Source organism: Streptomyces sp. NBC_00223 (assembly GCF_036199905.1).
In the GTDB taxonomy this organism is placed as follows: Bacteria; Actinomycetota; Actinomycetes; order Streptomycetales; family Streptomycetaceae; genus Actinacidiphila.
Genome location: NZ_CP108109.1, coordinates 4177650 through 4202047 on the forward strand (window position 1 = coordinate 4177650; position 24398 = coordinate 4202047).

The 24398-nt window shown below is 71.1% G+C and carries 21 protein-coding genes and 1 tRNA gene; 12 read left to right on the forward strand and 10 right to left on the reverse strand.

The window, feature by feature from the left end:
* Positions 1 to 33: 33 nt before the first annotated feature.
* The 6 genes from pknB to OHA30_RS17635 form a co-directional block, all read right to left on the reverse strand.
* Positions 34 to 1992 (reverse strand): Stk1 family PASTA domain-containing Ser/Thr kinase, encoded by a 1959-nt coding sequence (gene pknB / locus OHA30_RS17610; RefSeq protein WP_328914804.1) that lies wholly within the window; start codon positions 1990 to 1992, stop codon positions 34 to 36.
* A gap of 206 nt (positions 1993 to 2198) precedes the next feature.
* The gene (locus OHA30_RS17615) at positions 2199 to 3659 is read right to left on the reverse strand and encodes a peptidoglycan D,D-transpeptidase FtsI family protein (protein ID WP_328914805.1); all 1461 of its coding nucleotides are present in this window, start codon (positions 3657 to 3659) and stop codon (positions 2199 to 2201) included.
* Positions 3656 to 5038, reverse strand: a complete 1383-nt coding sequence (locus tag OHA30_RS17620) for an FtsW/RodA/SpoVE family cell cycle protein (protein ID WP_328914806.1) — start codon at positions 5036 to 5038, stop codon at positions 3656 to 3658. Before OHA30_RS17620 ends, OHA30_RS17615 begins: the two co-directional genes overlap by 4 nt.
* Before the next feature lie 31 nt (positions 5039 to 5069).
* Positions 5070 to 6614 (reverse strand): Stp1/IreP family PP2C-type Ser/Thr phosphatase, encoded by a 1545-nt coding sequence (locus tag OHA30_RS17625; RefSeq protein WP_328917897.1) that lies wholly within the window; start codon positions 6612 to 6614, stop codon positions 5070 to 5072.
* Positions 6615 to 6671: 57 nt separating this feature from the next.
* Positions 6672 to 7190: an FHA domain-containing protein FhaB/FipA gene (locus OHA30_RS17630; RefSeq protein ID WP_328914807.1), complete on the reverse strand. Its 519-nt coding sequence runs from the start codon at positions 7188 to 7190 to the stop codon at positions 6672 to 6674.
* Between the two features lie 10 nt (positions 7191 to 7200).
* Positions 7201 to 8103, reverse strand: a complete 903-nt coding sequence (locus tag OHA30_RS17635) for a DUF3662 and FHA domain-containing protein (protein ID WP_328914808.1) — start codon at positions 8101 to 8103, stop codon at positions 7201 to 7203.
* Between the two features lie 408 nt (positions 8104 to 8511).
* Between OHA30_RS17635 and OHA30_RS17640 the strand changes: the two genes are divergently transcribed.
* The 3 genes from OHA30_RS17640 (at position 8512) to OHA30_RS17650 (ending at position 10092) form a co-directional block, all read left to right on the forward strand.
* Positions 8512 to 8595: transfer RNA gene (locus OHA30_RS17640), tRNA-Leu, on the forward strand.
* Positions 8596 to 8755: 160 nt separating this feature from the next.
* Positions 8756 to 9283, forward strand: coding sequence for a PadR family transcriptional regulator (locus OHA30_RS17645; protein WP_328914809.1), 528 nt, complete (start codon positions 8756 to 8758; stop codon positions 9281 to 9283).
* A gap of 233 nt (positions 9284 to 9516) precedes the next feature.
* Positions 9517 to 10092, forward strand: a complete 576-nt coding sequence (locus tag OHA30_RS17650) for a TerD family protein (protein WP_328914810.1) — start codon at positions 9517 to 9519, stop codon at positions 10090 to 10092.
* A 124-nt stretch (positions 10093 to 10216) separates the two neighbouring features.
* Here OHA30_RS17650 and OHA30_RS17655 read toward each other — a convergent pair whose 3' ends face one another.
* Positions 10217 to 10864, reverse strand: coding sequence for an FMN-dependent NADH-azoreductase (locus tag OHA30_RS17655; protein ID WP_328914811.1), 648 nt, complete (start codon positions 10862 to 10864; stop codon positions 10217 to 10219).
* 149 nt (positions 10865 to 11013) lie between these two features.
* Here OHA30_RS17655 and OHA30_RS17660 point away from each other — a divergent pair, with 149 nt between their 5' ends.
* On the forward strand, positions 11014 to 11436 hold the full coding sequence (locus OHA30_RS17660) for a winged helix-turn-helix transcriptional regulator (protein WP_328914812.1): 423 nt from the start codon (positions 11014 to 11016) through the stop codon (positions 11434 to 11436).
* 149 nt (positions 11437 to 11585) lie between these two features.
* On the opposite strand, the gene OHA30_RS17665 is transcribed toward OHA30_RS17660, so the two are convergent.
* On the reverse strand, positions 11586 to 12116 hold the full coding sequence (locus OHA30_RS17665; RefSeq protein WP_328914813.1) for a MarR family winged helix-turn-helix transcriptional regulator: 531 nt from the start codon (positions 12114 to 12116) through the stop codon (positions 11586 to 11588).
* A gap of 59 nt (positions 12117 to 12175) precedes the next feature.
* Positions 12176 to 15007: an ATP-binding SpoIIE family protein phosphatase gene (locus tag OHA30_RS17670; protein ID WP_328914814.1), complete on the reverse strand. Its 2832-nt coding sequence runs from the start codon at positions 15005 to 15007 to the stop codon at positions 12176 to 12178.
* Between the two features lie 251 nt (positions 15008 to 15258).
* On the opposite strand from OHA30_RS17670, the gene OHA30_RS17675 reads away from it, so the two are divergent.
* The 5 genes from OHA30_RS17675 (at position 15259) to OHA30_RS17695 (ending at position 19852) form a co-directional block, all read left to right on the forward strand.
* Positions 15259 to 16089 (forward strand): hypothetical protein, encoded by an 831-nt coding sequence (locus OHA30_RS17675; protein ID WP_328914815.1) that lies wholly within the window; start codon positions 15259 to 15261, stop codon positions 16087 to 16089.
* 225 nt (positions 16090 to 16314) lie between these two features.
* Positions 16315 to 16647, forward strand: coding sequence for a rhodanese-like domain-containing protein (locus OHA30_RS17680; RefSeq protein ID WP_328914816.1), 333 nt, complete (start codon positions 16315 to 16317; stop codon positions 16645 to 16647).
* A 351-nt stretch (positions 16648 to 16998) separates the two neighbouring features.
* The gene (locus OHA30_RS17685) at positions 16999 to 17667 is read left to right on the forward strand and encodes a DUF5819 family protein (RefSeq protein WP_328914817.1); all 669 of its coding nucleotides are present in this window, start codon (positions 16999 to 17001) and stop codon (positions 17665 to 17667) included.
* Positions 17664 to 19052, forward strand: a complete 1389-nt coding sequence (locus OHA30_RS17690; protein ID WP_405785558.1) for an HTTM domain-containing protein — start codon at positions 17664 to 17666, stop codon at positions 19050 to 19052. The genes OHA30_RS17685 and OHA30_RS17690 overlap by 4 nt, the downstream gene beginning before the upstream one ends.
* 32 nt (positions 19053 to 19084) lie before the next feature.
* Positions 19085 to 19852 (forward strand): TrmH family RNA methyltransferase, encoded by a 768-nt coding sequence (locus tag OHA30_RS17695; protein WP_328914818.1) that lies wholly within the window; start codon positions 19085 to 19087, stop codon positions 19850 to 19852.
* Between the two features lie 127 nt (positions 19853 to 19979).
* Here the strand turns inward: OHA30_RS17695 and paaN are convergent, their stop codons facing one another.
* The gene (gene paaN, locus OHA30_RS17700) at positions 19980 to 21656 is read right to left on the reverse strand and encodes a phenylacetic acid degradation protein PaaN (protein WP_328914819.1); all 1677 of its coding nucleotides are present in this window, start codon (positions 21654 to 21656) and stop codon (positions 19980 to 19982) included.
* A 124-nt stretch (positions 21657 to 21780) separates the two neighbouring features.
* Here paaN and OHA30_RS17705 point away from each other — a divergent pair, with 124 nt between their 5' ends.
* The 3 genes from OHA30_RS17705 (at position 21781) to OHA30_RS17715 (ending at position 24389) form a co-directional block, all read left to right on the forward strand.
* Positions 21781 to 23280, forward strand: a complete 1500-nt coding sequence (locus OHA30_RS17705) for a 3-hydroxyacyl-CoA dehydrogenase (protein ID WP_328914820.1) — start codon at positions 21781 to 21783, stop codon at positions 23278 to 23280.
* Positions 23277 to 23864 (forward strand): TetR/AcrR family transcriptional regulator, encoded by a 588-nt coding sequence (locus OHA30_RS17710; RefSeq protein ID WP_328914821.1) that lies wholly within the window; start codon positions 23277 to 23279, stop codon positions 23862 to 23864. Before OHA30_RS17705 ends, OHA30_RS17710 begins: the two co-directional genes overlap by 4 nt.
* 84 nt (positions 23865 to 23948) lie before the next feature.
* On the forward strand, positions 23949 to 24389 hold the full coding sequence (locus OHA30_RS17715) for a hypothetical protein (RefSeq protein ID WP_328914822.1): 441 nt from the start codon (positions 23949 to 23951) through the stop codon (positions 24387 to 24389).
* Positions 24390 to 24398 lie beyond the last annotated feature (9 nt).

The window sequence follows — 24398 nt, forward strand, 5'->3', positions numbered from 1 at the left end:
CCGCCCCTTCACCGTTCATCGGTCAGCCGACGGTCAGCCCCCGCCGCCGCCGAACGCCTTGAGGGTGATCGGCTGGCCCTCCTGGAGCGGCGTCCCGGCCGGCGGGTCGGTGTCGAAGACCCGCGCGTTCGGATCCTGGCTGCCCTGGACCGAGATCTGGAGGTCCAGATTCAGGCCCTGTAGCGCCGCGCTGGCCTCCGCGACGGTCCTGTTCCGGATGTCCGGCATCGGCGACGGCTGCTGCGTCGGCTGCGGACCGCTGGAGATGACCAGGGCGATCTGCGTGTCCAGGGTCTGCTCGCTGAACGGAGCAGGGGTCTGGCTGATCACATTGCCCTCCTGGACGCTGTCCGAGGGCTGCCGCGACGAGGTGACGTTGGTGAAGCCGTCCTTCTGCAACTGGGAGCGTGCCGCGTCCTCCGTCATGTTCTGGAGGTTCGGCACCTCCTCCTGCTTCGGGGCCTGCGCCACGGTGAGGACGACCTTGGTGCCCTTGGCCTTCTTCTCGCCGCCCGACGGGTCCTGGCTCAGCACGATGTCCGGGTCGGAGGTCGTCGACGTCTTGTACTTCACGGAGTACGTGAAGCCCTTGTCGGTCAGCTGCTGCTGGGCGTCGGTGAGCTTGTCGGTCGTGACGTCCGGGACCGCGACCGGGGCCGCTCCCTTGGACAGGGTGACCGTGATCGTCTTGTCGGACGGGACCGGGGCGTCGGCGGCGGGGGCCTGCTTGCAGATCAGGTCCTTCTCCACGTTGTCGCAGTACTCCGCGGGACCCTTGACGAGCTTCAGGTCGACATTGGTGGCCTTGATCTGCGCGTCGGCCATGGAGCTGTTCACAAAGCTCGGCACGGTGTCGTTGCCGGACGGCGAGTCACCGCCGAAGACCGCCTTGCCGAGGAAGATCGCGCCGACCAGGACGAGGACGCCGGCGATGACCAGCAGCACCGTGGAGGTGTTGTTGCTCTTCTTCTGGCGCCGCCGGTCCGGGCGGTCCTCGTAGCCGTAGCCCCCGTCGTCGTCCCGCATCGGGGGCAGCATCGAGGTGTGCTGGGCGTCGGTCTGCGGGGGCAGCGCGGTGGTCTGGCCACCGTCGCCGTACTGGTGCGGGTAGCCGTAGCCGGCCACGCCCATCGCGGCGGTCGCGGCGACCGGCTGGCCGTCGAGCGCCGCCTCGATGTCGGCCCGCATCTCGTCGGCCGACTGGTAGCGGTAGTTCGGGTCCTTGGTGAGCGCCTTGAGGACGATCGCGTCCATCGCGGGCGTGACCTCGGGGTCGTACACCGACGGCGGCTGCGGTTCCTCGCGCACGTGCTGGTACGCCACCGCGACCGGTGAGTCGCCGACGAAGGGCGGCCGTACGGTCAGCAGCTCGTAGAGCAGGCAACCCGTCGAATACAGGTCGGAACGGGCGTCGACCTGCTCGCCCTTGGCCTGCTCGGGGGAGAGGTACTGGGCGGTGCCGATGACGGCCGCGGTCTGGGTCATGGTCATACCGGAGTCGCCCATCGCGCGGGCGATGCCGAAGTCCATGACCTTGACCTGACCGGTCCGGGTCAGCATGACGTTGGCCGGCTTGATGTCCCGGTGCACGATGCCCGCGCGGTGGCTGTACTCCAGCGCCTGGAGGATGCCGACGGTCATCTCCATGGCCCGCTCGGGCAGCAGCTTGCGCCCGGAGTGCAGCAGCTCGCGCAAGGTGGAGCCGTCCACGTACTCCATGACGATGTACGGGATCGAGACCCCGTCGACATAGTCCTCACCGGTGTCGTACACGGCGACGATCGACGGGTGGTTGAGCGACGCGGCGGACTGGGCCTCACGGCGGAAGCGGGCCTGGAAGGACGGGTCACGGGCGAGGTCCACCCGCAGCGTCTTCACGGCGACCATGCGGCCGAGTCGGGTGTCGTGGGCGAGGTACACCTCGGCCATGCCACCACGGCCGAGCACCGAGCCCAGCTCGTACCGGCCGCCGAGGCGACGCGGCTCTTCCATAGCTCTGCCCTCTCCTCAAACCCGTTCTCAGATCGAGTCGCGTTGACCCGGATCGCGTTAACCCATGCCCTGCGCCTGCTCGGGAATACGCTACCGGGCGTATCCCGCGCAACTCCGCCCCGGCCGTCCGCTGATACCTGACCGGTATCTGGAGGCGGCCCGCGCACGCCGTAGTGGCTGCTCCCGCGTCCCTGGTGACGCTTGTCTCACTTGTTGAGGACCGCCTCCATGACCTTCTTGGCGATGGGCGCGGCCAGCCCGCCGCCCGTGATGTCGGAGCGGTTCGCGGAGCTGTCCTCGACCACGACCGCCACGGCGACCGGGGACCCCTGGTCGGTCATCGCGTAGGAGACGAACCAGGCGTAGGGGTTCTGGTCGTTGTTCAGACCGTGCTGCGCGGTGCCGGTCTTGCCGCCGACCTTGACCCCGGGGATCCGGGCGTTGGTGCCGGTGCCCTCGTTGACCACGGTCTCCATCATCGACTGGAGCTTCTGCGCGTTCTCCGGCGACAGCGGCTTCGACAGTTCCTTGGGGCTGGTCTGCGCGATGGTGCTCAGGTTGGGGGCGACGAGCTTGTCGATCTCGTAGGGCTGCATCAGGGTGCCGTTGTTGGCGATCGCCGCGGCGACCATGGCCATCTGCAGCGGGGTGGCCGCGGTGTCGAACTGGCCGATGGAGGACAGCGCGACCTGGTCCGGGCTCATCTTGGTGTCGAAGTTGCCGGCGTTCGCCCGGACCGGGACGAACTGTTCCTGGTTGAAGCCGAACTTCTCGGCCTCGTCGGTCATGTCCTTGAGCCCGATGTCGGCGCCGAGTTTGCCGAAGACGCTGTTGCAGGAGTACCTGAGCGCGATCCGCAGCGTGGCGTTCTTGCACGGGATGTTGCCCTCGTTGGGCAGCGGGACCGTGGTGCCCGGCAGGGTGTACGGGTCCGGGGACTCCGTCCCCTTGTCGATGTCGGTGATCTTCCCGGTCTCCAGCGCGGCCGCGGCCGTGACCAGCTTGAACGTCGAGCCCGGGGGGTAGGTCTGGCGCAGCGCCCGGTTGAGCGACGGGTCGTCCGGGTCGTTCTTCTTGTCCAGCGCCACCCAGTTCTTGGCGTCGGTCTGCGAGTTCCCCGCGATGGTCGAGGGGTCGAAGGACGGGGTGCTGGCCAGGGCGAGGATCGCGCCCGTGCGCGGGTCGATCGCGGCGACCGCGCCCTTCTTGGCGCCCAGCCCCTTGTACGCGGCCTCCTGCGCCTTGGCGTTCAGCGTCGTGACGACGTTGCCGCCCTTCTTCTCCTTGCCGGTGAGCAGATCGATCGTGCGGTTGAAGAACAGCCGGTCGTCGTCGCCGGTCAGGAACTTGTCCTGGACGCCCTCCAGCATGGTGGTGCCGTACGCCTGCGAGGCGTACCCGGTCACCGGGGCCCACATCGGACCGTTGGTGTAGGTGCGCTTGTACTTGAAGTCACTGCCGGTGGTCGTGGTGTGACCGGTGATCGCCTTGCCGTCGACGATGATGTCGCCGCGCGGCTGGGCGTACTGGTTGATGGCCACCCGGCGGTTGTGCACGTCGTTGGAGAGCTGGTCGGCCTGGACGAACTGCACATAGTTGACGCGCAGCAGCAGGGCGAGGACGAGGAGACCGCAGAAGACCGCGACCCGTCGCAGGGGCTTGTTCACTGGGTACGCACCACCTGGGTCGCTTCGGCGTCGGGGGAGGGGGCGGGGCTGGGGGCCGGCCGCCTGGCGGTGTCGCTGATCCGCAGCAGGATCGCGACCAGCGCCCAGTTGGCGATGACCGAGGAGCCGCCCTGGGCCAGGAACGGCATGGTCATACCGGTCAGCGGAATGAGCCCGGTGACGCCGCCCGCGACGACGAAGACCTGGAGCGCGAAGGCGCCGGACAGACCGATGGCGAGCAGCTTGCCGAAGGGGTCACGGGCGGCCAGCGCGGTACGTATGCCGCGCTCGATGAGCAACGCGTAGAGCAGCAGGATGGCCATCAGTCCGGCCAGGCCCAGTTCCTCGCCGACGGTGGCCAGGATGTAGTCGCTCTTGGGTGCGATGCCGCCGATCAGCCGGGAGTAGCCCTGGCCGAGGCCGGAGCCGAAGAGGCCGCCGGAGCCGAAGGCGTACATCGCCTGGGCGGTCTCGGTGACGTCGCCGTGCTGGAGGGCCAGCGGGTGCAGCCAGTTCTGGACGCGGACCTGCACATGCGACTCGTAGGAGGCGACGGCGACCGCTCCGGCCGAGCTGAGCAGCAGGCCGAAGACGATCCAGCTGGTCCGCTCGGTGGCGACGTACAGCATGATCACGAAGAGGCCGAAGAAGAGCAGCGAGGTGCCCAGGTCGGTCTCGAAGACCAGGATCAGCAGGCTCATGGCCCAGATGACCAGGATCGGACCGAGGTCGCGGCCGCGCGGCAGGTACAGACCCATGAAGCGGCGGCTGGCCAGCGCGAGGGCGTCCCGCTTGACCATCAGATAGCCCGCGAAGAAGACCGTGATGATGATCTTCGCGAACTCTCCCGGCTGGAGCGAACCGACTCCGGGGATGGTGATCCAGATCCGGGCGCCGTAGACCGCGGGGAAGAAGATCGGGAGCACCAGCAGGATCAGCGCGGCGAACATCGAGATGTACGTGTAGCGCTGGAGGATGCGGTGGTCCTTGAGGAAGACCAGCACGCAGACGAACAGGGCGACGCCGAGGGTGGACCACATCAGCTGGTTGGGCGCCATGGCCCTGCCCAGCCGGGGCTCCTGGTCGAGCCGCCAGATCAGCACCAGGCCGAGGCCGTTGAGCAGAGTGGCGATCGGCAGCATCAGCGGGTCGGAGTACGGGGCGAACTTGCGGACCAGCAGATGGGCGACGCCGGCGAGCAGACCGAGCCCGAGACCGTAGCCGAGCAGCCCGGCGGGCACCGCGTCGTTCTTGGCGAGCCCGACATTGGCGTACGCGAACACCGGGATGGCCACGGCGAAGACGAGCAGGGCCAGCTCGGTGTTGCGTCGGTTGGGCGCGCCGATCGACGTGATGGTGGTGGTGTTGCTGGCGCTCATGACGAGCCGGCTCCTCCTGCTGGTCCCCGTGCTATTGCTGGCCTGAACCGCACTGCTGGGCCAGCTTCTTCTCGTCGGGCGTCAGGGACGGGGTCGGGGCGGTCGTCGGGGTGTCGCTCGTGGTGCTCTTCTTCGCGCCGGGCTTGGCGCCCGCCGAGCCCGTGGCGGCGCCCGCGCCGACCTGGTCCTCGGCAGCCTTGGTGGCGTCCTTGGCCTTGTCGGTGACGGTCTTGGAGTCGGCGACCTTCTGGCAGACACCGGCCTGCTGGGCCAGCTCGTCGGCCTTGTCGTCGGCCTGGCCGAGACTGCCGACGGCGATGGTGTCCTCGACCTGCTTGCGCTGATAGGCCGGGAGGTACTTGAGCTTGACGTCGGTGCGGTCGTTGTGGACCTTCGACAGGTTGATCCAGGCGAGCTTCTGGTCGATGCCCTGGTAGACGGCGACATGGTCGCCCTTGGCGCCGACGTAGTACTGCGTCTGGGTCCAGGCGTACGCGCCGTACAGGCCGCCGCCGATCACCGCGATCACGGCCACGGTGATCAGGCTCCGCCTGAGCCAGGCGCGCTTGCCGGGCTTGTCGAAGTCGGAGTCGTCATAGGCGCCGAAGGAGCCGAGCGGGCCGCCGCCGGGGACCGGCTCGCCGCTGCCGGGCGGGCCGAAGGCGCCGGGCGGGCCGGCCTGGTGCGGGGTGCGGCCGAGTTCGGAGGCGCGGCCGGCGGGGGTCTGGAGGTGGCGCGGGTCGCTCAGCGGCAGCTGGGTCTCGGCGACGGCGCCGACCACGACCGGGGTGTCGTTGAGCTGCGCGGCCAGCGTGTCGCCGTCGTCGGTGTCGAGGACATCGGCGACGATGCAGGTGATGTTGTCCGGGCCGCCGCCGCGCAGGGCGAGCTGGATCAGCTCCTGCACGGTCTCGTGCGGCGCCTGGTAGCCGGCGAGGGTGTCCTCCAGCGTCTGGTGGCTCACGACGCCGGACAGGCCGTCGGAGCAGATCAGATAGCGGTCGCCGACCCGGACCTCGCGGATCGACAGATCGGGCTCGACGCGCTCGCCGCTGCCCAGCGCGCGCATCAGCAGGGAGCGCTGCGGGTGGGTGGTCGCCTCTTCCTCGGTGATCCGGCCCTCGTCGACGAGCCGCTGCACCCAGGTGTGGTCCTGGGTGATCTGGGTCAGCACACCGTCGCGCAGCAGATAGGCGCGGGAGTCGCCGACGTGGACCAGACCGAGCCGCTGCCCGGTCCACAGCAGGGCGGTCAGGGTGGTGCCCATGCCCTCCAGCTGCGGGTCCTCCTGGACCATGTGCAGCAACTGGTCATTGGCGCGCTGCACGGCCGTGCCCAGCGAGGTGAGGATGTCGGAGCCGGGAATGTCGTCGTCGAGCGTGACGATGGTGGAGATCACCTCGGAGGAGGCGACCTCACCGGCGGCCTGGCCGCCCATGCCGTCGGCGATCGCGAGCAGACGGGGGCCGGCGTAGCCGGAGTCCTCGTTCCCCTCGCGGATCATGCCCTTGTGCGAACCGGCGGCGAAACGCAGGCTCAGAGACATGCGTACCTCCCCCGTCGGCTCCGGGTACATCCGCACGCTGCCCACCCTCTCGCTCGCGCGTCGTGGCTCCGCTGCCCCATTGTGCGACTACTTCCGCAGCTCGATGACGGTCTTGCCGATGCGGATCGGCGCACCCAACGGGACCGGCGTGGGCGTGGTCAGCCGGTTCCGGTCCAGATAGGTGCCGTTCGTGGACCCCAGGTCCTCGACGATCCACTGTCCGTCGCGGTCCGGGTAGATCCTGGCATGCCTGCTGGACGCGTAGTCGTCGTCGAGCACAATCGTCGAGTCGTGTGCGCGGCCCAGGGTGATGGTCTGGCCCTGGAGCGCCACGGTGGTGCCGGCCAGCGAGCCCTCGGCGACCACCAGTTTGGTGGGGGCACCGCGGCGCTGGCGGTTGTTCTGCGGCTGCTGGCGGGCGGCCGGCGGTGCCTGCTGCTGCCGCTGCTGCGGCGGACGTGAGCGGTCGTCCCCGCGGCGCGCGCCGCGCTGGGTCACCCGGGTTCCGAACAGGTCGCTGCGGATGACCTGTACTGCGACGATCACGAACAGCCACAGCACGGCGAGGAAACCCAACCGCATGACCGTCAGGGTCAGCTCTGACATTGCCCCCGCTTCACCCTTCGGCTTGCCGGTACACGATGGTGGTGCTCCCCACGACAATGCGGGAGCCGTCGCGGAGCGTAGCGCGCTGGGTGTGCTGTCCGTCCACCACGATGCCGTTTGTTGATCCGAGGTCCTGGACCACGGAGGGCGTACCGACCCGGATCTCGCAGTGCCGGCGCGATACGCCGGGGTCGTCGACCCGTACATCGGCCTCGGTGGAACGGCCGAGCACGAGGGTCGCGCGCGAGATCTGGTGGCGGGTGCCGTTGATTTCGATCCACCGGCGGGCGTTCGCCGCGGGGGAGCCCGCAGGGACGCCGGTGCCGGGCAGCCGGGTCACCGGCGCCGGGCCGGAGCGGGGTCCCGCCCCGGGGGGCGGGCCCGCCGGGATCGGCGGCGGGGCCGCGGGGCGCTGCGGAGCGGCGGGTCCCGGCTGCTGGGGCTGCGGGTAGCCCGGACGCGCCTGCTGGGCCGGGGGGCCCTGCTGGTGCGAGGGCTGCGGCTGGCCGGGGTGGCCCGGCTGCGCGTGCTGGGACTCGCTGGAGGCCAGGGTGCGGCTGCGGACCCGGTACAGACCGGTGTCGAGGTCGGCGGCCCGCTCCAGATGGACCTTGACGGTGCCCATGAAGGTGTAGCGCTGCTGCTTGGCGTAGTCCCTGACCATGCCGGCCAGTTCGTCGCCGAGCTGCACCGAGTACGGGCTCAGCCGCTCGTAGTCCGGGGCGCTCAGCTCGACGATGAAGTCGTTCGGCACCACGGTGCGGTCCCGGTTCCAGATCGTCGCGTTGTTGTCGCACTCGCGCTGGAGCGCGCCGGCGATCTCGACGGGCTGGACCTCGCTCTTGAACACCTTGGCGAAGGTGCCGTTCACCAGGCCTTCCAGCCGCTGCTCAAAGCGCTTCAGTACACCCACCGGGCACCTCCCTCCTCGGGGCCTTCCTTACGAGTCATTTCCGAAACTGCTCACTGATCGTATCCACGCGTGGGAAAAAGAGCTGGTTCCCCGATCTTGCTGGACAGGGCAGTGTCAACCCTCACACCGCGCCGCGCCTGCCCATCCCCTGCCCACTGCGATGGTAGATGCGGTGTCTGTCCCTCGTTCCCCATTCACCGGTCCCCAGTCCAGTGTCCCCAGTGTCCCGCACCGCCACGCCCGCTCCGTTCCGCCTCCCCCGGGGTGCTCCCACCATGCCCGCCCCGCGCCGAAACGGATGTGATTCCACTCCTGGCACCGTGCTAATCTTCTGCATGTCGGGAGGCGATCCCACACCATCGGAACCGGCCGGTTCCCGGTGTGAGAGGTTCGAGCGACAACACCCATGCGCGGGTGGCGGAATAGGCAGACGCGCTGGATTCAGGTTCCAGTGCCCGAAAGGGCGTGGGGGTTCAACTCCCCCCTCGCGCACAGTGATCAGGACCCCTGTCCCGGGGAAACCCGGGGCGGGGGTTTCTGCGTTCACGGGGGTCGGCCGACGGGTTGTGACGGGCCGTTGTTTTCTTGGTGACAGGTCAAAAGTAGAAGGTCTCCTGTTGACCTGTCAAGAGTGGAAGGTAAGATGTCTTCCATGAGCCTTCGCCACGCGGTCCTGGGGCTGCTCGCCGAGCGTCCGGCCAGCGGCTACGACCTGATGAAGCTGTTCGAGACGTCGCTCGCCAACGCCTGGCCGGCCACGCAGAGCCAGGTCTACGGCGAGCTGGGCAAGCTGGCCGCGTCGGGTCTGCTCACGGTGTCCGCGGAGGGTCCGCGCGGGCGCAAGGAGTACGCCATCACCGACGAGGGCCTGGCCGAGCTGCGGCACTGGCTGACCGGGACCGAGCCCGAGCGGACCCGCCGCAGCGAGATGCTGCTGCGGGTGTTCTTCCTCGGCGTTCTCACTCCGGTGGAGGCCACCGCGTATCTCGGTCTTGAGGCGTCCCGGGCCGCCGCGGAGCACACCGCGCTCCAGGACCTGGAGGGGACCGTGGACTGGGGGGACGACGACATATCGGTGTACGGGCGCCTCGCCCTGGAGTTCGGTCTGCGTCTGACGGCCATGCGGGAGGAATGGGCGCGCTGGGCGGTCGGCGAGATCGAGAACCGTCGGGCGGAGTAAGCGGGGCCGGGACAACTCGCCGCGTCCGCCCTCGGTCTGAGGCGCCGTGGGACGGGTGCGGAACCGGGACCGGGACCGTGCGGGAGCCCGGAGCGCCCCGGCGGTCTCCTTGTCGCCCGGCTCAACGGTGGCAGGCGACCGGGAACCGGGGCAGGGTGGTGTCCGTTGGAGCCATTGGGCAAAGGAATCGTCAAGCGGCGCGGCCCGCGCCGAACCGAGCAGGGAGATCCACCATGGGTGTCAGCCTCTCCAAGGGCGGCAATGTTTCGCTGACGAAGGAGGCCCCCGGACTCACGGCGGTCACCGTCGGCCTGGGATGGGACGCGCGTACGACCACGGGCGCGGACTTCGACCTCGACGCGAGCGCGTTGCTGCTCGACACGACGGGCAAGGTCGTCTCGGACAAGCACTTCGTCTTCTTCAACAACCTCAAGAGCCCCGACGGCTCCGTCGAGCACACCGGGGACAACCTCACGGGTGAGGGCGAGGGTGACGACGAGTCGATCAAGGTGAACCTGGCCGGTGTGCCCGCCGACGTGGACAAGATCGTCTTCCCGGTCTCGATCTACGACGGCGAGACCCGCCAGCAGAGCTTCGGCCAGGTCCGCAACGCGTACATCCGCGTCATCAACCAGGCCGGCGGCGCCGAGATCGCCCGCTACGACCTCACCGAGGACGCCTCCACGGAGACCGCCATGGTCTTCGGCGAGCTGTACCGCAACGGGGCGGAGTGGAAGTTCCGGGCCGTCGGCCAGGGCTACGCCTCCGGCCTGCGCGGCATCGCACAGGACTTCGGCGTCAACCTCTGACGTACGGGGACCCACGGGCCTGACATACGGAGCCGCGCTCACCCGGCCGAGGTGCCGGGGAGCGCGGCGTCGTGTTTCCGGCAGGACGTCACGGGAGGACGTCAGGCGACTTCTTGGGGCGGCGTCAGGCGACGAAGCGCTCCGCCAGCGTCTTCGCCTTCAGGACCACGTCCTCCTGCGCCTGCGCCCGGGAGGCGTCCGCCAGGTCGACCAGCTCGGCCATCTCCGGCTTGCTCCTGGCGAGCGTCAGTTCGGGGATGACGAAGTCCACCTCCAGGCCGAGCATCGCGGTGAGCACCTTCTCCAGGTAGGTCGCCACGAACTCGAAGCTCTCGCGGGGCGTTCCCGGCCCGTAGCCGCCGCCGCGCGCGGCGATCACCGTGGTGGGCGTCCCGGCCGCCGACGGCGCCGGGCCCCCGGTCCGTCCGGCGATGATCACCTGGTCCAGCCACGCCTTGAGCGCGGACGGGATCGTGAAGTTGTACATCGGGGTGCCGATCACTATCGCGTCGGCCCGTTCCAGTTCCTCGGCGAGTTCCGCCCGCAGCGCGGCCGCTTCCGCCTGCCCGGGTGTGCGCGCCTCGGCCGGGGTGGCGGCACCGATGATTCCGTCGGCGGTCAGATGCGGCAGCGGGTTCTTCGCGAGATCGCGGTAGACGACCGTGCCGTCCGGGTGCCGGCTCTCCCACTCCCTGCGGAAGGTGGCGGTGAGCTCACGGGAGACCGAGGGCTCGTGGAAGGCGGAGGAATCGATGTGCAGCAGCGTGGCCATGGGGAAGCCTCATTCGGGTAGCTCGGAATGTGCGCGTCGCCGCGTCGGCGTGGTGCACGCCCACGGCTGCGCAAGTTCGTACGTAGCTATTGATAACACAGGAGCTTACTTTTTTGCAGCTCCATCTTACGGCGGAGTAAGGTGAGCAGATGGAACGGGGACGGCAAGTTGAGGCACGCACGCCCTGTGTCGGAGTCGATGTGGCCTTGACCAGGGTCTTCGAGCTGTTCGGCAAGCGGTGGACCGGGCTGATCGTGGCGGTCCTCACACAGCGGCCCGCCTACTTCGCCGAGTTGCGCCGGGCCATCCCCAAGATCAGTGAGCGCATGCTCTCCGACCGGCTGTCCGAACTCGTCGACGCCGGTCTTGTCGTCCGTGAGGTCGACCACGGTCCGCCGCTGCGGGTCAGTTACGGGCTCACGGAAGCCGGCCAGGCCATCCGCCCGGCGCTCCACGAGCTGGGGAAGTGGGCGCAGACCTATCTGCCCGAGGGCAGCCCGTGCACCGAGCCCGACCCCGACGCCGCGGCGGTCGTGGGCCTGCGGCCCGGGGAGTGTGGCGAAAGCGCCTGACGGCTGCGCGGGCGGTTTGCGCGGTCCGCATACGCCGCACCGGCCGGGCCGCCACGTCAGCCGGGCCGGTATCCCGTGCCGCTCCCCTTTATGACCACCGGCGGGTAAGCCCCCGCCGCCAGGATCGGGCCCCTTACGGGATGGGCCGCTTACGGATGGGCCGCCGCGTCCGCGTTGTAGCGCACCAGGTAGTCCGCGAACCGTGCCAGGTCGGCCGGATCCCACTCCGCCAGCCGCTCCTTGAACGACTCCTGCCGCCGTACCCGGGCCGCCGCCAGGATCTCGATCCCCCGGGGTGCCAGGTGCAGTACCTGCACCCGGTGGTCGGCCGGGTCGACCCGCCGCTCGATGAAGCCGAGCCGCTCCAGCGCCGCCACCTGCCGGCTCACCGTGGACTTGTCCAGCAGATAGTGCGCGGCCAGATCGGTCGCCCGGCACCCCTGCTGCTCCTCCAGGTGCGAAAGGATCGTGTACGCGACGAGGGAGAGCTCCGGGTGCATCCGCGCCGCGGTGGCCCGCGCCCGGCGTGCGAAGGCGGTCAGCTCGCGCTGAATGGTCTCCAGCGAGGGCCCGGTGGACGGTTCGGCTGCCGCCTCGGTGGACGGTTCGCCCGCCGAACCGGCGGGCGGCTCGGCGGGCGAACCCCCGTACGGTTCCTGTGACGTCTCGGTTGCGGACATCGCGGCTGCTCCTCGACCTTCCCTGACCTCTGCGCAACATGTTGCAGAATGCAACAATATCAGGCGGGCAGCGGAAGCTCGAACCAGACCACCTTGCCGACCGCCTTGCGGCTGGTCCCCCAGCGCCGCGACAGATGCGACACCAGCGCCAGCCCGCGTCCCCGTATGTCGTCCGGGTCCGCGCGCTGCAACTGCGGCAGGTTGTGGTTGTCGTCGCTCACCTCGACCAGCAGCTTGCCGACCCGCATCAGCCGCAGCTCCACCTCGTACGAGGCCGCCCTGATCGCATTGGTCACCAGCTCGCTGACCAGCAGCTCCGCCGTGTCGCTGAGCTTGTCCAGCCCCCACAGCGCGAGTTGACGGCGGGTCGACTCGCGGGCGGTGGCCACCGCACTGCGGTCGAGCGGCAGTGACCAGCGCACCACGTCCTGCTCGTCGACGCCCTCGAACCGCGCGACGAGCAGCGCCACGTCGTCCCTGCGGTCCTCGGAGTGCAGCCGGGCCAGGATCTGCGCGCAGACGTCCTCGGGCGTCTGCCGCGGTTCGATCGCATGGGCGCAAAGGGCGGCGAGCCCCGCGTCTATGCCCTGGCCGCGCACCTCGACCAGGCCGTCCGTGCACAGCACCAGCCAACTGCCGTCCGGCGCCGGGATCTCCACGGTCTCGAACGGCACCCCGCCGACCCCGATCGGCGCGCCGCCCGGGATCCGCAGCAGTTCGCCGTGCCCGTCGTGACCGGCCAGCACCGGCGGGATGTGGCCGGCGTTGGCGAGGGTCAGGGTGCGGTGGATCGGGTCGTAGACCGCGTAGACGCAGGTGGCGAGGTGTTCGGGGCCGAGCCGGTGGGCGAGGTTGTCGAGGTGGCGCAGCAGTTGGGCGGGCGGCAGGTCGAGCGCGGCCATGGTGATCACCGAGGTGCGGAACTGGCCCATCACGGCGGCGGCCTGGAGCCCGTGCCCCATCACATCGCCGACGATCAGCGCCACCCGGCCGCCGGGGAGCTGGATCGCGTCGAACCAGTCGCCGCCGACCTGGGCCTGCCGGTCCCCGGGCATGTAGTGATGGGCGATACGGACGCCGGGAATCCGGGGCGGCCGGGTCGGCATCATGGAACGCTGCAAGGTGGCGGCCGCGCGCGACTCCTGGCGGTGCAGCCGGGCGTTGTCGATGTGCACGGCGCCGCGCGCGACGATCTCCGTGGCGGTGGCGACATCCCTGGCGTCGAAGGGGCGGCGGCCGGGGTCGCGCAGAAAGCAGACCCGGCCCAGCACGGTGCCGCGCGCGGTGAGCGGCGCCACGATCATGGAGTGCCCGGGCAGCAGCGGACCGAGCGCGGGCACACCCAGGTCGAGGGCGATGTCGGGGGCGAGCGAGGGGTCCACGACGGGGACGAGTACGGGTTCGCCGAGCCTCGGCACTATTTCGTCGGCCGCCAGCGTCAGCAGCTCGCCCTCGGGCAGCGCGGCCTCCCACGGCCCGGGCGGGCCCGGACGGGCGACGGCGACCCGGCGGACCAGCACGGTGTCGGCGGGCCGGTCGTCCTTGGGCGGCTCGGTGTCGGAGAAGAGCTGGTCGACCACGAGCACGGCGGCGAAGTCGGCGAAGCGCGGCACCGTCACCGAGCACAGCTCGCGCGCGGTGGTGTGCAGGTCGAGCGTGGAGCCGACGACCGAACCGGCCTCGCGCAGCAGGGCCAGCTGCTCGTCGAGCGCGGTGCCCTGGGTCGTGCGGCCCGGGCCGTCCTGTCCGGGCGACCCGGGTGCGTACGGCGGCGCCGGGGTGAGCGACGGCGGGGGTACGGCGGTCAGCGCGGACGCGCTCGCGAGATCCGTGGCCGGCGGGCCCTCGGCGCCCGGCGGGGCCGTACCGCCGGCCGCGGTGCGCGAGCGCGGCCCCGGCGGCAGCTCGCGGCGTATGGACGTCCCGGTGGGGGAGGCCGCGGCGGTCCGGGCGTAGTCGTGCGGGATGACGGGCAGCCGGGTGCCGCTCTCGACCTCCAGGCAGGGGTGCCCCAGCGGCGCGATCTGCCCGACGACCCGGTCCAGCCGGCCGGTGCCCATGCCCGGAAGCACCGTACGCAGCCGGGCGGTGAGCGCCTGGCCCTGCGCGGGATCGGCGGCGGGGGCGAGCACCGCGGCGATCGCGATGTCCTGGCGCTGCGGTCCCTCCGCGGTGTACGGCAGCAGCCGCCCGCCGAGGGCGATCCGCAGGCCGCCCGTACGCAGCGGCTTGGCATGCGTCGCGAGGGCCAGCAGGCTGCGGCCGCCCGGCTCCACGATGCGGTAGGTCCACCACAGGACGTCCTTGAGCGTGCCCTCCCGGTCGGTCGCCGCCAGCGCCCCGGCCCACGAGGAGTAGGTGAGGTCGTCCAGCACCTCCAGGGCGTCCTGGTACGACCCGGCCGACCGCGTACCGGCGGACGGGCCCGTGGTCGGGCGGGCCGGGGTGAGCAGCCCGGAGGCGCGGTGGCCGAAGACCTGCTCCCAGCGGTGGCCGAAGAGCTCCTCGGCGCCGCGGTTCCAGTACGAGATCCGGCCGTCGGGGTCGACGCACAGCACCGCGAGGCGCAGCAGGGCGGCCACTCCAGGGATGGGGACGGGGAGGGGGACGGCGTAGGAGAGGGCTGCGGCGGGGGCCCGTACGCCGCTCCCGGACGAGGGGCGCGGTATCCGGCGGTCCACGTCGTCGGCACCGGGCGGCCGCTCGCGGGAGTCGTCCTTGCGGGGTGCTTCCGGCTGGGCCGGTGCCCCGGGACGGCCGGGCGTGTCGGGCCGGCGGGGTGCTTCGGGCCGGCCGGGCGGCTGCCGGTCCTCGCGCTGGTCGTGGCCGCCGGGACGGTCGGTGTGATGATCTGCGTCGGTGGCTGCGGAATGCCTGGTGATCTCGTCCAACGTCGTGCACCTGCGGTTCGGCGCTGAGAGGGGTTTCCTGACCCAAGGCAAGCACGAAACCTCGGGTGGGGACGCCCGAACGGCCGGATTGGCCCCCGGTCGTGGGACGGTGACGGGCCGTCGGCTGACGCGGGCGTCCACGGCGGTCGAGCCGATACGGCGTCGGACGGGCGCGGCCGGCGGCAGCGGACGCGGCGGCGACGCGGACGCGCTCCCACGAAGATCCCCGCGGTAGGCCCTAGGCTGTCCGAGTGACGAACACCTCCGGAACCGAATCCTCCACCGCCGCATCCGCTGCCGCCGCCGCGCCCGCGTCCGGCGCGGAGGAACGGCTCGCGAAGGCGGTGCGCGCGGCCGAGCAGGCGCTCATCGAGTTCGAGATCGCCGTGGAGACCTTCCGGGTCGAGGTGGAGAACTTCTCCCGGCTGCACCACCAGCGGCTCGGCCCGATGTACGCCCGGCTCGACGAGCTGGACGCGCTGATCGCGGAGGCCGTCGCGGCGCACAGCGGTGACCGGGCCGACATCGAGCGGGCCTGGGAGGCCAGGGCGCTGGTCATGCCGATGCCGGGGATCGAGGAGCTGTTCGGCGGGCTGCTCGGCTCCGACGGGGTACGGCCGGTGGACGACCCGAATCCGCCGCGCCGGGTCAGGCCGGGCAAGGAGGCCCAGCGCCTCTACCGCGAGCTCGCCCGCAAGGCCCACCCCGACCTGGCCCAGGACGAGGTGGAGAAGGAGCGCCGGAGCGTCTTCATCGCGCGGGTCAACGAGGCGTACGCCTACGCCGACGAGGACACCCTGCGCGCCCTGTCCGACGAGTGGGACGCCGGGCCGGTGCCGGAGGAGGCCCTGCCGAGCGAGGCCGAGGTGCTCTACGCCCGGCTGGAGTGGCTGGCCGACCGCAAGGAGAAGCTGGCCGCGCTCGCGGCGGAGCTGGCCGACAGCGCCATCGGCCAGATGATGAAGCTCTCGCCCGAGGACCCGGACGCGCTGCTCAACGAGATCGCCGAGCAGCTGCTGACGCAGGTCGCCCAGCGGGAGGCGAAGCTGGCGGAGCTGGTCCGGCGGACGGCCGGCAGCTGAGCGGGCCCGCGGGGTACGAACGGCCGGCGGGCTCGGCCGGGGCCCTACGAGTGGCCGATGTCATAGGGGCGCCGGTGGGTGACCGGTGGGTAATAGGGGTTCGGCGACCAGCTCCGAGCCGTCGGTGACGTGCTCGGCTGAGGTAGCTTTTCCACGTTCCCTGCGAGCGGTCCGCGCCTTTCGCGGACCGTCTCGTGTTTCCCGTGCCTCAGGAGGCCGCGTCCGATGTTCCGCTCCCAGCTCCCCGCGGTGGATGCCGCCGCCGTACCGGCCGACGCGATCCTGCTGGACGTGCGTGAGAACGACGAGTGGGCCGCCGGGCACGCGGACGGGGCCGTGCACATTCCGATGGGCGAGGTCGTCGCCCGGATCGCCGAGGTGCCGGACGGCGGCCGGGTCCATGTCGTCTGCCGGGTCGGCGGACGGTCCGCGCAGGTCACCCAGTATCTGATCGCGCAGGGCGTGGACGCCGTCAATGTCAGCGGCGGCATGCTCGACTGGGCGGCGTCCGGCCGTCCGGTTGTCGACGGCGGCGGCGCCGAGGGCTACGTCCTCTAGTGCCGTGACCGGAAAGGTTCACCGCTTCGCGACGCCCTGCACGGCACCTCGCTGCGTTGTCGAAGTCGCCCGAGTACGCCCAGTACGAGGGCGATTCTCCGCCTTGCGATGCACCGCACCGGACGCCGCGAACCAGGCAAACCTTTCCGGCCACGGCACTAGCCCGTCCGCTCTCCGCCGCCTCGTCGGGCCGGCGACATCGCGTCACTCCCTGATCGTTTCGTGCGAGATGGGGTGCCAAGGCATTCCTGAGCCTGTGGATACCTCGGTATGGTCACCGCCGGAGCCCGTCGTGGATACCGTGCTGCCCGGTATCCGAGTGCCGGAGCAGCAGGCGAGAGCGGAGAGACCATGGAGTCAACGGAGGAGGGGCCGCCGCCCCAGGGAGCGGCGCTGTCGCTGCCCGCACGTATAACCGTGGCGGTGACGGTGGGAGCGGTGGTGGTTGCCGCGCTCTACCACCTCGCCATGGTGTTCCTGCACGTCGCGCCGTCGAACACGCTCAGCAAGGAGCACGCGACGACGGTCAGCGACTACATCTATCCGGAGTTCGAGCAGAACTGGAAGCTGTTCGCACCGGATCCGCTCCAGCAGAACGTGCATGTCCAGGCCCGCGCCGAGGTGCGCAAGCCCGGCGGCGAGGTCGAGACCACCGGCTGGGTGGACCTGACCGGCATGGATGTCGCCGCGATGCGGCACAACCCCGTGCCCAGCCACTCCCAGCAGAACGAACTGCGGCGTGCCTGGGGCTTCTACACCGACACGCACGACACCCAGGAGCAGCCGACCTCAGGTGACCGCAGCGATCTGAGCCGTACCTATCTGCAGAACATCCTGGAGCGGCGCTTCGGTCCGCGGCTCAACGGCGGAACCGTCGTCCGTGTGCAGGCGCGCGCCGCCACCACCCCCGTTCCTCAGCCCTCGTGGATCGCGGGCTCGTCCGACACCAGCACGCAGTACCGCGAACTGCCCTGGTGGATCGTGAGCACCACGTCGTCCGGGCAGGAGAACGCCTCATGAGCGCCCCCCGCACCCATACGTCCGAACCGTCCGTCCCCTCGCCGTTCGCGGGACTGAGCGCCGGCCTGGACCGCGCCGTGTCGCGGGGGCTGACCAGGGTCACCGGCAGCGCGGTCGCGCCGTATCAGAGCGCGATCATCCGGATCGGCTTCTCGCTGACCTGGCTGCTGTTCATGCTGCGCGAGTGGCCGCACCGCTCCGAGCTGTACGGCCCGGACAGCCCGTGGGCCTTCGACCTGGCCAAGCGGCTCATCGCGGGCAACCACGCCTTCACCGTGCTGATGTGGAGCGACAGCCGCACCTGGTTCGAGATCGTGTACGCGGTCGGCATCGTCTCCTGCGCGACGCTGCTGCTGGGCTGGCGTACCCGTACTTCCGCGCTGCTGTTCATGGTCGGAGTGCTCTCCCTCCAGAACCGCGCCATCTTCGTGGGCGACGGCGGCGACAACGTCGTCCACATCATGGCGATCTATCTCGCCTTCACCCGCTGCGGCCAGGTCTGGTCGCTCGACCACCGCCGGGCGGTACGGCAGGCGGCGGCCGAGAAGGCGGCCCGGGAAGCGGCCGGGGACGCGGCGCTCGACTCGGCGGAGGGCACGGCCGCGGACCTCGGCGCGGACGGGGCCGGCGTGACGGCGGCTCCCGGGCGGACCCTGGCCGACGCCGACCCGGTCGGGATCGCCCTGTGGACGCTGTTCGGCGCGGCGCTGCTGGCCGCCTCCTTCGGGGACAGGCTCAGCACGGGCTGGTCGCTGATCTTCTGGGCCTGCTGGGTCGGACAGGCCGTGTGGTGGGCGGTACGGCGCTACGCCCCCGGCGAGCCGCGGACCGTGCTCGACATCATGGGCAACGTCATCCACAACGGCGCGATGCTCGTGATCGTCGCCGAGGTGTGCCTGATCTACTCGACCGCCGGCTGGTACAAGATCCAGGGCAGCCGCTGGCAGGACGGCACCGCGCTCTACTACCCGCTGCGTCTGGACGACTTCACCCCCTGGCCGGCGCTGTCCCACACGCTGGGGGGCAGCGACATCATGGTCATGCTGATCACCTACGGCACGGTCATCGTGCAGGTGGCCTTCCCCTTCACCCTGTTCAACCGCCGGGTGAAGAACGTGCTGCTGGTCGCCATGATCATCGAACACGCCTCCATCGCCGTCGTCCTGGGCCTTCCCTTCTTCTCCCTCGCGATGATCGCCGCCGACGCGGTCTTCCTGCCCACCGGCTTCCTGCTCTGGGCCGCCGCCCAGCTCGTACGGCCGCTGCGGGCGCGTACCGAACCGCCGGCCGCGGTGATCCACGCGCAGCGCTCCCCGGACACCCCGGAGCCGGCGGACGAACCGGAGCCCGCCGTCGGACCGCCCCCGACCACCGCCGTGACGTGATCGGCCGTCCCGGCGGACCGTAGGCTGACGGCATGACCGAGGACGCGGTACGCCGCTGGCGCGAGGCCGCCCCGGACGCGGTGCTGCTCGACGGCTTCCACGCCCTGAAGCACGCCCTGCGCTTCGGGGCCGAGGTCCGCGTCGCGGTCACCGCCGACAAGGCGGCCACGCTGCGGCTCGCGGCCGAACTGGCTCCCGACCTGGCCGGGGACCTCACGACCCAGGTCGTCGAGGTCCCCGGCCAGGTGCTGCGGGAACTGGTGGCCCGGGTGCACCCCACCGCCGTGGCCGCGCTCGCCGCCCGCCGGGAGCGGGCGGCGAACCTGGTGGCGCTGTCCCTGCTCCCCCGCCGGGCGCCCGTCGTCGTCCTGGACAGCCCCCGCAACCTCGGCAACGTCGGCGCGGTGATCCGGCTCGCCGCGGGCTTCGGTGTCACCGGCGTCGTGACCACGGGCGACCTCGACCCCTGGCACCCCAACGCCGTACGCTCCGGCGCCGGGCTGCACTACGCCACAGCCGTGGAGCGCACCGCGCCGGACGCGCTGCCGCCCGGCCCGCTGTACGTCCTCGACCCGGAGGGCACGGACATCCGCGCCACCGATCTGCCCGACGACGCGCTGATCGTCTTCGGCTCCGAGCGGCACGGAGTCTCCGACGAACTGCGCGGCCGGGCCGACGCTCTGGTGGCGCTCCCCATGCGGGCCCAGGTCTCCAGCTACAACCTCGCCACCAGCGTCGGCATGGCGCTCTACCACTGGGCCGCCACGTCCCGCTCCCCGCTGGTCCCGGGCCGCGCCTGAGCGCTGACCGGGCCACGCCGGGGCGGCCGGGGCGGCCGGGAAGGAACGGCCCCGGGCCCCGGGGCTCCTGGCCCCGAGAGGGCCGGCCCCGGCTCCCGTGAGCCCTGGCCCCCGGGGCCCTTGCCGCTCAGACCGACCGGCGCACCTCCACCATCCGGAAGCGCGACGCGACGAACGCCCCGTCGCACAGCGCCGCGTTGGCCGCGGGATTGCCGCCGGAGCCGTGGAAGTCGGAGAACGCCGCCGTCTGGTTGACGTACACCCCACCGGTGAGGTTCAGCGAGAGCTGGGCGCACTCCTCGAAGCACACCTCCTCCAGCTGCCGCTCCACCTCCTCCGACGTGGTGTAGCCGGCGACCGTCATGGCGCCCTGCTCCCGGATCGTGCGGCGCAGCAGCTCCAGCGCGTCGGCCGTCGAGTCGACGGCCACCGCGAAGGAGACCGGGCCGAAGCACTCCGACATGTAGGCCGCCTCCGCGTCCGGCTTCGCCCCGTCGAGCTTCACCAGTGCGGGGGTGCGGACGACCGCGTCCGGGAACTCCGGGTGGGTCACCGACCGGGAGGCCAGGGCGATGTCCCCTGTGCCGGGGGCGGCGTCGAGCCGCGCCTCGACCTCCGGATTCACCAGGGCGCCGAGCAGCGCGTTGGCCCGGACGTCGTCACCGAGCAGCCCGTCCACCGCGGCGGCGAGGTCGGCGACCACCTCCTCGTAGGTCCGAGGTCCCGCGTCCGTGTCGATGCCGTCGCGGGGGATCAGCAGATTCTGCGGGGTGGTGCACATCTGGCCGCTGTAGAGGGACAGCGAGAAGGCGAGGTTGGCGAGCATGCCGCGGTAGTCGTCCGTGGAGTCGACGACCACGGTGTTGACGCCGGCCTTCTCGGTGAAGACCTGCGCCTGACGGGCGTTGGCCTCCAGCCAGTCGCCGAAGCCGGTGGAGCCGGTGTAGTCGATGATCCTGACCTCCGGCCGCAGGGCGAGCGTCTTGGCCAGCCCCTCGCCAGGCCGGTCGACGGCCAGGCACACCAGGTCCGGCGGGAAGCCCGCCTCCGCCAGCACCTCACGGGCCACTGCCACGGTGAGCGCCAGCGGCAGGACGGCCCGCGGATGCGGCTTCACCAGGACCGCGTTGCCGGTCGCCAGCGAGGCGAACAGGCCCGGGTAGCCGTTCCAGGTCGGGAAGGTGTTGCAGCCGATCACCAGACCGACACCGCGCGGCACCGCCGTGAAGGACTTGCGCAGGACGATCGGATCGCGCTTGCCCTGCGGCTTGATCCACTCCGCCGTGTCGGGGGTGCGGACCTGCTCCACGTACGCGTACGCCACCGCCTCAAGACCGCGGTCCTGGGCGTGCGGGCCGCCCGCCTGGAACGCCATCATGAAGGCCTGGCCGGAGGTGTGCATCACGGCGTGCGCGAACTCGTGCGTCCGCGCGTTGATCCGCGAAAGGATCTCCAGGCACACCATGGCGCGTGCCTCGGGCCCGGCGTCACGCCAGGCGGGCACCGCCGCGCGCATCGCGGGCAGCAGCACCTCCGGGTCGGCGTGTGGATAGCTCACACCGAGGTCTATCCCGTAGGGCGAGCGCTCGTCGCCCGTCCACTCGTCGGTGCCGGGCTGGTCCAGCTCGAACCTCCGGCCGAGCAGCGCCTCGAAGGCGGCACGGCCGGCCTCGGCGTCCGCGTACGCCTTGGGGTGCTCGGGGTGGGGCGACCAGTACTCACGGGTCCTGACAGCTTCAAGCGCCTTGTCGAGCGTGCCGCGGTGGCGTTCGATCAGGAGCACAGTGGAAAGATCGGCGGGCAATGGAACCAACTCCTCGTCGAGTTGGGCTGAGTGGAAGAGACAACGCTAGATTAACCGAATGTTCGGTCGGGACAAGGTGGACGTTCCCGGCCTGTGGATAACTCGGCAGGGAGTTGTGGACAGCGTGACCGCACTTGACCGCAGCCGCACCGTGGGAGTCGTCGGCGCCGGCACCATGGGCCAGGGAATCGCGCAGGTCGCGCTGCTCGCCGGGCACCGGGTGCTGCTGCACGACGCCGGACCGGGCCTGGCGGGGAAGGGCGTCGCCGGTGTGGCCGCCCGCCTCGACCGGCTCGCCGAGAAGGGCCGTCTCGACGCCGCGGAGCACAAGGCCGCGCTCGACCGGCTGGACGCCGCCGACGGCATCGGCGGCCTGGCCGGGGCCGGGCTCGTGGTCGAGGCCGTCGTGGAGGACCTGGCCGTCAAGCAGCGGCTCTTCGCCGAGCTGGAGGGCCTGGTCGCCGAGGACTGCCTGCTGGCGACCAACACCTCCTCGCTGTCGGTGACCGCTGTCGCGGGCGCGCTCCGGCTGCCGGGACGCCTCGTCGGCCTGCACTTCTTCAACCCCGCCCCGCTGCTTCCCCTGGTCGAGGTCGTCGCGGGCGCCGCTTCCGACCCGGCCGCCGTCACCGACGCGTACGACACGGCCGCGGCCTGGGGAAAGACCCCGGTCCGCTGCGCCGACACCCCCGGCTTCCTCGTCAACCGCGTCGCGCGCCCCTTCTACGCCGAGGCCCTGCGCGTGTACGAGGAGCGCGCGGCCGACCCCGCCACGATCGACGCGGTGCTGCGCGAGTGCGGCGGCTTCGCCATGGGCCCCTTCGCCCTGATGGACCTGATCGGCCAGGACGTCAACGAGGCCGTGACCCGCTCGGTCTGGGAGGGCTTCTTCCACGACCCCAAGTTCACGCCGTCGCTCGCCCAGCGCCGCCTGGTCGAGTCGGGGCGGCTGGGCCGCAAGACGGGACACGGCTGGTTCCCTTACGGAGAGGGCGCGGAGGGCGCCGCCGGGCCGCACACCGCCGCGCCGGCCGCCGCGCCCCCGTACGTCGTCCTACGGGGCGACCTGGGCCCGGCGCGGGAGCTGGTCGGGCTCCTCGGGGAGGCGGGGATCGAGGTGCGGAGGGTGGAGGGCTCTCCCGGGCTGCTCGAACTGCCCGACGGCACTCCTGTGCGCCTTGAGGAGGGCGACCTGGAGCCGGGTATCCACTTCGATCTCGCGCTGGACTACCGCACGGCGGGCAGGATCGCGCTCGCGCCGATGCCGGACGTGTCCGACGCGGCCCTGGCGGCGGCCACCGGGCTGTTCCAGGCGCTCGGCAAGCAGGTCAGTGTCATCCGCGACGTGCCCGGCATGGTCGTGGCGAGGACGGTCGCCATGCTGGTGGACCTCGCCGCCGACGCCGTCGCCCGGGAGGTCGCCTCCGCGCACGATGTCGACACCGCGATGCGGCTCGGTGTGAACTATCCGCTCGGCCCGCTGGAGTGGGGCCAGCGGCTCTCCACCGGATGGGTGATCGACCTGCTGTACAACCTGCACGACTCGTACCCCACCGGCCGTTACGCCCCCTCGCCGGGCCTGGTGCGGCGCACGCTCGCCGAGCAGGACGAGGTCTCCTCATGACCACGCCCAAGCGCGACACCTATACGCCCGATTCGCTGCTCGCCGTCGCCGTCGAGGTCTTCAACGAGCGCGGCTACGACGGCACGTCCATGGAGGACCTTTCACGGGCCGCGGGCATCTCCAAGTCGTCGATCTACCACCATGTGCGCGGCAAGGAGGAGCTGCTGAACAGGGCGGTGGGCCGCGCCCTCGACGGCCTTTTCGCCATCCTGGAGGAGCCCGGCGCGGGCGAGGGGCGCGCGGTCGAGCGACTGGAGTACGTCACCCGACGTACGGCCGGGGTACTGATGGACGAACTTCCCTACGTGACTCTGCTGTTGCGGGTTCGCGGCAACACCAGGACCGAGCGGTGGGCGATGGAACGCCGCAGGGAGTTCGACCAGCGGGTCGCCGATCTGCTCAGGGCGGCCGTGGCGGAGGGCGATCTGCGCAAGGACGTCGAGGTCAAGCTGGCCACCAGGCTGCTGTTCGGGATGATCAACTCGATAGTCGAGTGGTACCGGCCTGACGGCAGGGGCACGGTGGTCGGCGAGCAGGTCGCGGACGCCGTGGTGCGGCTGGCGTTCGACGGGCTGCGTACGTAGACGGCCGGTCGGGGGACGGACATGAGCGCGGCCTAATGGTCCAGACCATTGACCCCCAAGGCTGCCGGGCGTCACGATCCAGCCATGTTCACGGCTGATCGATCTTCCCTACGATTCCGCGCGCCGCTGCGGGCGGCGGCCGCTTCCGCGCTGGTCGTGTCGTCCCTGCTCCTCGCAGGATGCGGTGGCGGCGGCGATGACGGCAAGGCCACGGCCGCCCCTTCCCCCTCCGCCCCGGCCGACGACTTCGGCTGTCTGTCACCCGAACAGGCGAAAGCGGGCTCGGTGACCTTCCGGAGCGCCGACGGGCAGGACGTCGGGGCCTTCGCGACCGGCACCGGCGACACCGCGCTCGTCCTCGCCCACCAGGCCGACGGCGATGTCTGCCAGTGGGTGCCGAAGGCGCTCGACCTGGCCGAGGACGGCTACCGGGTCGTCGGCGGCTCGAACCACGGCGTCGGCATGCTGGCCGATCCGGCGAACTACGCGCTGGTCGAGGCGTTCCTGAAGAAGTACGGCGGCTGACGGGGGCCG